Origin of the sequence: Tistrella bauzanensis, from assembly GCF_014636235.1 — a bacterium.
Classification (GTDB): domain Bacteria; phylum Pseudomonadota; class Alphaproteobacteria; order Tistrellales; family Tistrellaceae; genus Tistrella; species Tistrella bauzanensis.
Window position 1 is genome coordinate 1 of sequence record NZ_BMDZ01000111.1, and the last position, 9,760, is coordinate 9,760.

Annotated in this window: 9 protein-coding genes; 6 read left to right on the forward strand and 3 right to left on the reverse strand. The window is 66.9% G+C overall.

Translation table 11 applies throughout. The annotated features are described in order from the left end of the window. The 4 genes from IEW15_RS24085 to IEW15_RS24100 all read left to right on the forward strand — a co-directional run. Window positions 1-1,044 (forward strand): NAD(P)/FAD-dependent oxidoreductase (locus IEW15_RS24085; protein WP_408999448.1); only part of this gene is annotated, 1,044 nt, incomplete at its 5' end. Between the two features lie 121 nt (window positions 1,045-1,165). Continuing rightward, on the forward strand, window positions 1,166-1,936 hold the full coding sequence (locus IEW15_RS24090) for a DUF1365 domain-containing protein (protein WP_229708683.1): 771 nt from the start codon (window positions 1,166-1,168) through the stop codon (window positions 1,934-1,936). Continuing rightward, a complete protein-coding gene (locus tag IEW15_RS24095) occupies window positions 1,933-3,210 on the forward strand; it encodes an SAM-dependent methyltransferase (protein WP_188582864.1) in 1,278 nt (425 codons plus the stop codon). The genes IEW15_RS24090 and IEW15_RS24095 overlap by 4 nt, the downstream gene beginning before the upstream one ends. Then, window positions 3,200-4,048: an SDR family NAD(P)-dependent oxidoreductase gene (locus IEW15_RS24100; protein WP_229708687.1), complete on the forward strand. Its 849-nt coding sequence runs from the start codon at window positions 3,200-3,202 to the stop codon at window positions 4,046-4,048. The genes IEW15_RS24095 and IEW15_RS24100 overlap by 11 nt, the downstream gene beginning before the upstream one ends. Here the strand turns inward: IEW15_RS24100 and IEW15_RS24105 are convergent, their stop codons facing one another. The 3 genes from IEW15_RS24105 to IEW15_RS24115 all read right to left on the reverse strand — a co-directional run bounded on the left by IEW15_RS24105 (window position 4,049) and on the right by IEW15_RS24115 (window position 8,154). Next, entirely contained in the window at window positions 4,049-4,552 is a 504-nt protein-coding gene (locus IEW15_RS24105; protein WP_188582866.1) for a nuclear transport factor 2 family protein, read from the reverse strand. A 123-nt stretch (window positions 4,553-4,675) separates the two neighbouring features. Then, window positions 4,676-5,059 carry a response regulator gene (locus IEW15_RS24110; protein WP_188582869.1) on the reverse strand — a complete coding sequence of 128 codons (384 nt, stop codon included), beginning with the start codon at window positions 5,057-5,059 and terminating at the stop codon, window positions 4,676-4,678. Window positions 5,060-5,070: 11 nt separating this feature from the next. After that, the gene (locus tag IEW15_RS24115; protein ID WP_188582871.1) at window positions 5,071-8,154 is read right to left on the reverse strand and encodes a CheR family methyltransferase; all 3,084 of its coding nucleotides are present in this window, start codon (window positions 8,152-8,154) and stop codon (window positions 5,071-5,073) included. 469 nt (window positions 8,155-8,623) lie between these two features. Here IEW15_RS24115 and IEW15_RS24120 point away from each other — a divergent pair, with 469 nt between their 5' ends. After that, window positions 8,624-8,893, forward strand: coding sequence for a hypothetical protein (locus IEW15_RS24120; RefSeq protein ID WP_188582874.1), 270 nt, complete (start codon window positions 8,624-8,626; stop codon window positions 8,891-8,893). A 79-nt stretch (window positions 8,894-8,972) separates the two neighbouring features. Continuing rightward, complete coding sequence (locus IEW15_RS24125; RefSeq protein ID WP_188582875.1) at window positions 8,973-9,665, forward strand: response regulator; 693 nt, start codon at window positions 8,973-8,975, stop codon at window positions 9,663-9,665. The last annotated feature ends 95 nt before the right edge of the window (window positions 9,666-9,760 follow it).

Sequence of the window (9,760 nt, forward strand, 5' to 3'; positions counted from 1 at the left end):
CACCTCACCCGAGGGAATCAGCCCCGCAGCGCGGGGGCAAGCGGACATCGACAGGGTTGGAGCCCATTCTGCAACAGGCTCCTGGGCGCGTTTCTGGCCGCGCATGGCTATTCGGCCGATTTCGCCCGCCGCTATCTGCTGCCGATGGGGGCGGCGATCTGGTCGGCGCCCATGGCGGCCATGCTCGATTTTCCGGCCGAAAGCTTCATCCGCTTCTTCCACAACCATGCCCTGCTCGACTATCGCGGCCGGCCGGTCTGGCGGACGGTGGCCGGTGGCACCGGCAGCTATGCCGCACGCATCCTGGCCCATCCGCTGATCAGCTTCGCCGGCGAGGCGGGTGTCGAGACGGTACTGCGCGATGCCGGCGGGCCACTGGTGAAATGCCGCGACCATGCCCCCCGGCGCTTCGCCGCCGTGGTGATGGCGGCCCATGCCGATGACAGCCTGGCGCTGCTCGACCAGCCGACCGCCGCCGAAAAATCGGTGCTGGGTGCCTTCGGCTATCAGGCGAACCGCGCGGTCCTGCACCGCGATACCCGGCTGATGCCGCGCCGGCGCCGGGCCTGGGCCGCGTGGAATTATCTCGGCCAGAGCATCAATGATGCCGGCCACGAGCATCTGGCGGTCAGCTACTGGATGAACCGCCTTCAACCACTGGCCACAGACCGGGATCTGTTCGTCACCCTGAACCCGCCGTTCGAACCGGCATCGGTGCTTGCCGACATCGCCTATGCCCATCCGGTGTTCGATGCTGCCGCCATCGCCGCCCAGCACCGGCTGGGTGCGCTTCAGGGCCAGGGCGGCGTGTTCTATGCCGGCAGCTATTTCGGCTTCGGCTTCCATGAAGACGCCTGCGCCAGCGGGCTGGCTGCGGGCGTCATGGCCGGGGGCGACCTGCCCTGGGCGGATCTTCTGGGTGAACAGACCATCAGGCGGCTGCCCGCGCTCGACGGCCTGGCGCCGCGGCTCGCGCGGCGGGTGGCGGCGATGGCTCGCCCGAGCCACAGCCCGGCCGCAGACCTTGCCGCCGCCGCGGAATGACCGCCACAGCCACCGGTTCCGATCACACTGGAATTGGCGGCCGGTCGTTCCCATCCTGACTTACGTGACACCACAAGTTTAATCGGCGGGGCCTACGGGCCCTGGCACCACGAGGACACTGATGGTCATTGCAGGTGGGCTCAGCCCGGCCCGGGTCATGCACAGGCGCCTGAAGCCGCGCGAGAACAGCTTCGTCTATCCGGCGTTCTACATCACGCTGTGGCTCGACGAGCTGGACCGCGCCGGCAATCTGCTGTTCGGGGTCGACCGCCGCCGGCCGCTGGCGCTGCTGACCCGCGACCATGGCCCCCGTGACGGCAGCCCCTGGCAGCCCTGGCTTCACGGCATCCTGGCCACCTTCGGTCTGGCGCATCTGACCGGCGGCCGGGTGCTGCTGATGGCCCATCCCCGGGTTCTCGGCCATGTCTTCAACCCGGTCAGCTTCTGGTTCATCCATGATGATGCGGGCCGGCTCAGGGCGGTTCTGGCCGAGGTGAACAACACCTTCGGCGACCGCCACAATTATCTGGTGGCGCATGATGATGGCCGGCCGATCACCCCCGCCTGCCGGATCACCGCCCGCAAGGTGTTCCACGTCTCGCCGTTCTGCGCGATCGAGGGCCATTACCGCTTCCGCTTCCGGGTGACCGACGACACCATCACCGCCGCCATCGACTATCACGATGACAGCGGCCCCCTGCTGCTGACCGCCGTCACCGCCCGACGCGGCGTGCTCGACACCAGTCATGTTCTGCGGTTGCTGCTGTCGATGCCGCTGATGACGCTGGGTGTGGTCGCCCGCATCCACTGGCAGGCACTCAGGCTCTGGACCCGGGGGACCGTGTCGTTCCACCGCCGGCCGGTGCCACCGATCGAGGAGACGACGCGATGAGCACCGACAGCCTGTCGCGGGGTGGTCCCGGCGCCGGTCTGGCTGGTATCGACCTGCCAGCCCTGCTGCGCGGCGCGGTGGAGCGTTGGGCGGTGGGCGACCTCACCATCACCCTGCCCGATGGCCGCCGGGTGGTGGCGCGGGGCGCCACCCCCGGTCCGCATGCGCTGATGCGGCTGGCCGACTGGTCGGTGGTCCGCCGCTGCCTGAAACGCGGCGCCGTCGGATTCGCCGAAGCCTATATCGACAGCGCGGTCGATACCGACGATCTCCCCGCCCTGCTCACCCTGCTTGCCCGCAACGAGGCCGCCCTCGCCGCAGGCTTTGCCGGCCGGCGGACAGCCCGGATCCTGGGCTGGATGGCCCATGCCCTGGTCCGTCGCAACAGCCGGCGCGGGTCGAAGCGCAACATCCACGCCCATTACGATCTGGGCAACAGCTTCTATGAACTCTGGCTCGATCCCAGCATGAGCTATTCGGCCGGCATCTTCGGCCCCGATGGCCCCGGCTCCGATGGCCCAGGCTCCGACCGTACGGCCTCCGATGATACGGGCGACCTCACCGCCGCCCAGCATGCCAAATATGACCGCATTCTCGACCGGATCGCCGGGGATAGCAGCGAGGCAGCACATATTCTGGAAATCGGCTGCGGCTGGGGTGGTTTCGCCGAGCGCGCGGCCGATCGCGGCCACACCGTCCATGGCATCACCATCAGCCGTGCCCAGCTTGCCTATGCCCAGGCACGGGCCCGTGCCGGCGGCTGGGACAGCCGCGCGCTACTGGACTTCCGCGACTATCGCGACCTTCAGGGCCGGTTCGACCATATCGTGTCGATCGAGATGATCGAGGCGGTGGGCGAACGATGGTGGCCGACCTATTTCCGCACCCTCGCCGACCGCCTGGCCCCTGGCGGCCGGGCCATGGTGCAGGCGATCACCATTCACGACGCGCATTTCGACCGCTATCGACGCGGGGCCGATTTCATCCAGCGCTATGTATTTCCGGGCGGCATGCTGCCCACCCGCCAGATCATCCGCGATCAGGCCGCCGCCGCCGGGCTGGCCGTCACCGATGAATATGCCTTCGGGGCGGATTACGCCCGCACCCTGATCGCCTGGCTCGCCCGGTTCGATGCCGCCCGCGCCCGCGTCTTGGCCGCCGGCTTCGATGACCGCTTCATCCGGCTGTGGCGCTATTACCTGGCCTATTGCGCCGCCGGTTTCGACACCGGCCGGATCGATGTGGTGCAGGTGGAGATGGCTCATGCCCGCTGAGATGCAACCAACCCGCCCCAGCCGGCCAGCCGATGCGCGCCCGCCTTCCGATGCCCGCCCTGCCCCGCTGCTGCGCCGGCTTGAAAGCTGGCACGGCCGGCGGGTCTGGCTGATCGGCGCCAGCGACGGCATCGGCCGCGACCTCGCCCGCCTGCTGGCGGCAGAGGGGGCGCGGGTGGCGATCAGCGCCCGACGCGCCGACGACCTCGCGGCCCTTGCGGCCGAACTCGGCCCCGATGCCCGCGCCCTGGCGCTGGACGCCACCGATCAGGCGGCACTGGATGCCGCCGCCGCCTCGCTGCTGGCCGATTGGGGCGGTGTCGATCACGTCATCTATGCGGCCGGCGTCTACTGGCCGATGGGGGCCGATGATCTCGACATCGGCAAGGCGGCAACGATGATCGAGGTCAATCTCATCGGTGCCCTGCGCGTGGCGGCGGTGGCGATCCCCGTGCTGGCGCGCGGTACCCGGCCACAGCTTGCCCTCGTCGCCAGCGCCTCGGCCTATCGCGGCCTGCCGCGGGCGATCGGCTATGGCGCGTCCAAGGCCGGTGTGCTCAATCTGGCGGAAACGCTGGCGATCGAACTGGCCCCGCGCGGCATCGATGTCCGGGTGATCAATCCCGGCTTCGTGCGTACCCGGCTGACCGACATGAACAGCTTCAGGATGCCGGCGATGATCGATGCCGCCACCGCCGCGCGCGCGATCAGCGACGGGCTGAAATCCCGCCGCTTCCATATCCATTTCCCGAAGCGCTTCACCCTGTTTCTGGTGCTGGCCCGCGCCCTGCCCAGCCGCTGGTGGCTGACGCTCGCCGCACGGCTGGTGAAAGACTGATCAGCGGCGGCGATCGGCAGGATCTCCCGCGACCGGCGCCGCCAGACGCGCCCGGATCCGGCGCAGGACAAAGCCCAGCACCGGCACCCGTTCATAGATCTGGCCCGCCGCGTCCCAATGGTCGATATGGGCGATCACCCGCCCGTCTCCCGCCAGCCGCACCTCGCTCATGCCCTCGATCGTGAAGCCGGCGGCCTGTCCGGGCGGGCGGGCGGTGAACCGCCAGCGGATCAGGCCGATATCGCCGTCGCAGGCCTGATGCAGCACCACGAAACACGGCGCATCGAGCGTCTGGAACATATGGGCCAGCAGCGCCCGCACCCGCTCGCGGCCGGTGACGTCATTGAACGGGTCCACGAAGCGCAGATCCGGCACCGACAGCGCGTCGATCCGGTCCAGGGTCGCCGGCGACAGGGTCTCGAAGAAGGTGCACCACGCCGCAAGGCCGCGCCGGGCCGGCGTCTCGTCATCGCCGGCATCGGTCGCGGGCGGTTGCTCGGTCATGCCAACAGGTCTCCCGTCTGTGGTGATGGCACCTTCCGTGCCCCGGGGAAAACCGGATCAGGCGAGGAACTGGAGCGGCGACGGCGCGGGAACAGCGCCGACCGGCCTCAAGCGGCGCCGGAGCTACGGTTCCTCATGGCCCGGGGTCGGCGTCTCGCCCAGCAGCATATCGACCATCGCCCGCAGGGCGTCGGGCAGCACCGGCTTCGGCAGCATCGGGTGCGGCCGCAGATGTGGCGGCAGGTCGCCCGCCGACAGGCCGCTCACGAAGGCGAAGGGAATGGCGCGACGGTCCAGCCGGTCGGCCAGCGCATAGCTGTTCTTGCCCCTCAGCCACACATCCAGGATCGCCGCATCGATCGGCACCCCGTCGAGAAGCCGCAGGGCCGCTGCGACATCGGGCACCGGGCCGGCAATGTCATAACCCACGCAGCGCAATTGCCCCGCGTGGTCTTCAGCCACGACCCATTCGTCCTCGACGATGAGCACGCGCGCTCGCCGGGCCATGCCGTCTCCTGTCAGGTCAGGGGGAACGAGATCACCACCTTCAAACCGTCCGGAGCGAAGAAGGTTTCCACCATTCCGCCCAGACGATAGCCGATCTCACCCTTTACCAGCCGCAGACCGAAACCGGTCTCCTCAGGAGAGCCGACCCGCGGGCCATCCCGCTCGACCCAGTTCAGATGAACATGCTCATGGTCGGCGGACCAGGTGATCTCCACGCGGCCGCCATGGATCGACAGCGCGCCGTATTTGGCGGCATTGGTCGCCAGTTCATGGATCACCATGCCCAGCGACAGGCCCTGTTCCGGCTTCAGCCGGATCACCGGCCCCTCCGTCACGGTGCGGTCCGGGCCGAACGGGTCCATTTCCTGGCGGATCAGGTCTTCCATGGCCACTTCCGACCAGCTTTCCCGCGACAGCAGGCCGTATGCACGTGCCATCGCATGCAGTCGGCCGATCAGGGCCACACTGAACGCCTTGGGGTCCGGGGCGCTTTCCAGCGTGCGGTTGGCAATGCTGATCACCACCGCCAGCATGTTCTTGACCCGGTGGTTCAGCTCGGAAATCAGCACCGACTGATGGTCCTGGGCCTCGGCCAGAGTGGTGACGTCGACGAAGGTCACCACCACACCGTTGATCCGGTTGTCGCTGCCGCGATAGGGGATCAGGCGGACCAGGTAGTGGGTGCCATCCTCGTCGCGGGCCAGTTGATGCTCGATCATCTCGCCCGACGAGAACACCGCCCTGATATGCTGTTTCAGGTCGCCATAGTCCAGCTGGCTGGCCAGATCGGTCAGCGGCCGTCCGATATCCGCCATGCGCAGGTTGAAGAAGCTCGATGCCGCCGGGGTGAAGGTGCGGATCACCAGATCCCTGTCCAGAAAGATCGTCGCGATCCGGGTGCTTTCGAACAGGTTCTTGAGGTCGGTATTGGCGCGGTCGAGTTCCTCGACCTTCTCGGTCAGTTCGGCATTGATCGTGTTCAGCTCTTCATTGAGCGACTGCATCTCCTCTTTCGAGGCTTCCAGTTCCTCGTTGGTCGATTGCGCTTCCTCGTTGACCGACACCAGCTCCTCATTGGACGATTTCAGTTCCTCCAACGCGGTCTCGTATTCCTCGATGGTCGATTGCAGGCGTTCGCGCGTGTCGCGCAACTCGCGCTCCAGATCGGCGGTGTCATTTGGATCGACGGTCCGCAGGGCCTCGGCGCGGGTCTGGGATGGGCCCGCCGGCTCGAACAGCACCAGGAATTGCGGGTCGCCGCTGCCACGGCCGGCCAGCGGTTCCACGGTCAGAGTGATGAACTGAACCCGGTCGTCGGCCTCGTCGACCGCCACATTGTCGCGCACCACCGGTCGGCCACTCTCGATCGCCTCGCGCAGCGCCGCGCGCAGATCGGCGCGCAGGCCGCGCCGCGCCATCGAGATCAGCTGCCGCGACGGTGCGCCCTGCGGTGCCTCAAGATACTTGCCGGTCCGGGCCGAGTAATAGATCACCTCGCCATCGCCGTCGACCACCACATGCGCGGGGGCGAAGCGCTCCAGCACCTGCGCCTCCACCGCCTGACGCATCGACGGCGACAAGCCGCCGTCCCGGCGCAACGGACTGGTGCCGAAAGATCCCAGATCGCCGGTGCCCAGCAGCAGGGTCAGGCGCGGTGCGATCACATGCTCCCGCGCCTGGAAAAGCCGCTGTTTCTTGTCCAGCGTCACGAACAGGTCGCCATGCTGCCCCACACTCTCCGACGTGCCGAGGAACAGATAGCCGCCCCCCTTCAGCGCATAATGAAAGGTCGGCAACACCCGGTTCTGGACATCCGGTCCCAGATAGATCAGCAGATTGCGGCAGGAAATCAGGTCCATGCGCGAGAATGGCGGATCGCGGATCACGCTGTGCGGCGAGAACACGCACAGGTCGCGCACCTCCTTGTCGACCACGAAACTGCTGCCATCGCTGGTGAAGAAGCGGTCGCGCCGCTCTGGCGATACGTTCTCAAGCAGCGTCTCGGGATAGCGGGCCGCGCGCGCAACGCCCAGCGCCGCCTCGTCGATATCGGTCGCGAAGATCTGGACGCGGGGCGCCACCGCCAGCGTCGCCAGGTGCTCGCGCACCAGAATGGCGATCGAATACACCTCTTCGCCCGTCGCACAGCCCGGAACCCAGATCCGGACCGTATCGGTGGCGGTCCGGTTCTTGAACAGACGTGGGATCACGATGGCGGCCAGCGCGTCGAAGGCATCACCATCGCGGAAGAAGTTGGTGACGTTGATCAGAAGATCGCGGAAGAGGTTCATGCATTCTTCCGGCTTCTCCTGCAACTGCGCGACATAGGCATCCATCGTGGTCGCCTGCACGATCTGCATCCGCCGTTTGACCCGGCGCATGAAAGTGTTGGTCTTGTAGCCCGAGAAATCATGCGAGGTCTGGGTGCGGAGGATGGCATAGATGGCGTTCTTCGCCTCGGTCAGATCCTCGCTGTCGTCGAACGCTGCCGGCAGACGATCCAGCAGATCGAAGCTGCGGGCATATTCCACCAGCTTGCGGCCCATCTCCTCGGCCGGCACGGCGATGTCGATCAGGCCGCTGGCAATGGCGCTTTGCGGCATGTCGGGATTGCGCGGCCCCGATCCGTCCGCCACCTGCGCCAGCGTCAGCCCGCCCCGTTCCTTGATCGCCTTGACCCCGAGCGTGCCGTCGGAATCGCCACCGGACAGCACCACGCCCACCGAGCGCTCGCCCATATCGGCGGCCAGCGCGCTGAAGAAGATGTCGATCGGCTTGCGCTCGCGCTGCATCACATTCAACCGGCGCAGGGTCAGGCGGCCGCCCTTGATGCTCAGCAAGGCGTTCTGCGGCATGACATAGACGTGGTCGGGCTCGACCTGCATGCCTTCGGCGGCAATGATGACCGGCAGATCCGTGTAATGGCCGATCACCTGATGCAGCATGCTCTCGCGCTCAGGGCTCAGATGGGTGACCACCACGAAGGACAGACCCGACCCCTGTGGCACCCCCTTGAAGAAGCCCTCCATTGCGGGAATCCCGCCGGCGGAGGCGCCTATGCCGACAATGAGGTGCGTTGGCCGGTCTGTTCCCATGGAAATATCCTATAGATTTGGCATCATCGATTACGAGATAATCGAAGTCGTTGTTTGTCGCACAGGTGCAGACCCCGGCCAAGCCTCGCGTCATGCGTCTGTCCAATTGACATGCCGGGTGACGATCCCGAAATATAGACAGCGACGCGATCATCGGCCGGCGGGCGGCGATTGCGGTCGTGGCCATGGCGTGCGCGGATCGGGCGACACCGCGACCACGAGGCGGCCCGGGACGAGGATCATCAGCCCGGGGCCAGGATGAGATCGGGCGGAACCATCTGCGGCGCACTGCGTTGGGATGGAAATTTCGACAGATGTGGCGCGCCACAAGGCGGCATTCCGACGGCGACGCACCAGATGGCCGCACGCCAGATGGCACCATGACCGCGGCAGGCATGGGCGAGACGCCCCCACATCCTGCGCAGGTCGTGGATGGCGGCGCGCAGAAGAAACAGCCAAGGTGAAAAAAATGGCCGACAGGAAGAAGACGGGCGGCGCCCTGGGCGACGGCCGGCCGGGCCGCAATGCACTGGATCAGATTCGCCTGCACACGCCGTCGCGGCGCCACGAGCCTCATCCTGATGCCGTGGCCGCCGCCTGTGATCCCATTCCTCAATCGCTTCTGGCACTGGCCGAGGAACTTGAGGAAGCCCTGACCGTGGCATTGGACGAGAGGCGGCGCCACAGTGCCGACGCCGACCGCCAACTGCGACGGAAACTGCGCAACACGCTGCACTGAGACCGGCACGGCCGCCCCGCCCGACCTTGTTTGACCCCAATTGACGCCTCGTGCCACCGAACGCGCGATGGAGGCTTTTTTGCAGAACCTCACAGGCCTACGGATCCTGATCGCTGAAGACGAGTTCCTGCTGGCAGACGACCTCGCACGCGCCTTCGAAGACATGGGTGCCGACGTTCTGGGGCCGACGCCGACGCTGGAGGCGGCCGCCGCCTTTCTGCCGGTGGTGCAGGCGGCGATCCTCGACATCAATCTCAACGGCAAGCAGGTGTTCTCGATCGCCGATGATCTGGCGCAACGGAACATCCCGTTCGTGTTCTTCACCGGCTATGACGACATCCTGATCCCGGACCGGTTCCGCCATGCCAGCAAGCTGCGCAAGCCGGTCAGCTGGCGGCGGCTGCTGATGGCGCTGTTCGATGACGCCCCGGCCTCAATGGGCCCTGCCGCCACTGCCGGAGGTGCCCTATCCGGGGCTGTCCCGGCAGAGGGCGCGCTTCGCGCCGACACCATCGACACATCCGGCGGTGCGGCACAGCGCCGGAGCGGGATCGAGCCCGGTCACGACATCATCTCGATGTTGCCGATGCTGCGCCTGGCTGCCCGGTTGATGCTGCCCGATCCGGCAGCAGCCGACCGACTGGTCAAACGCACACTGCAACGCGCGATCATCGAAGCCGACAGCAAGCCGCAGGACGTCGTTCTGGCCGGGTGGCTGAACGATCTGATGGAACAGATCCTGGCGGCGGACGGCCGCAAGCTGATGCAATAGCCCGGCCCGGATCCCCAGGGCAACGAGTTCAGGTTAACGCGGTGATCGGAATCTCTGGCGCACGATAGTTTGGCGTGATTCAACAGGCTTCCACA

Coding starts and splice junctions, on each gene's coding strand:
- IEW15_RS24090 (WP_229708683.1), top strand. CDS start 1,166: ATGGTCATTGCAGGTGGGCTCAGCCCGGCCCGGGTCATGCACAGGCGC.
- IEW15_RS24095 (WP_188582864.1), top strand. CDS start 1,933: ATGAGCACCGACAGCCTGTCGCGGGGTGGTCCCGGCGCCGGTCTGGCT.
- IEW15_RS24100 (WP_229708687.1), top strand. CDS start 3,200: ATGCCCGCTGAGATGCAACCAACCCGCCCCAGCCGGCCAGCCGATGCG.
- IEW15_RS24105 (WP_188582866.1), bottom strand. CDS start 4,552: ATGACCGAGCAACCGCCCGCGACCGATGCCGGCGATGACGAGACGCCG.
- IEW15_RS24110 (WP_188582869.1), bottom strand. CDS start 5,059: ATGGCCCGGCGAGCGCGCGTGCTCATCGTCGAGGACGAATGGGTCGTG.
- IEW15_RS24115 (WP_188582871.1), bottom strand. CDS start 8,154: ATGGGAACAGACCGGCCAACGCACCTCATTGTCGGCATAGGCGCCTCC.
- IEW15_RS24120 (WP_188582874.1), top strand. CDS start 8,624: ATGGCCGACAGGAAGAAGACGGGCGGCGCCCTGGGCGACGGCCGGCCG.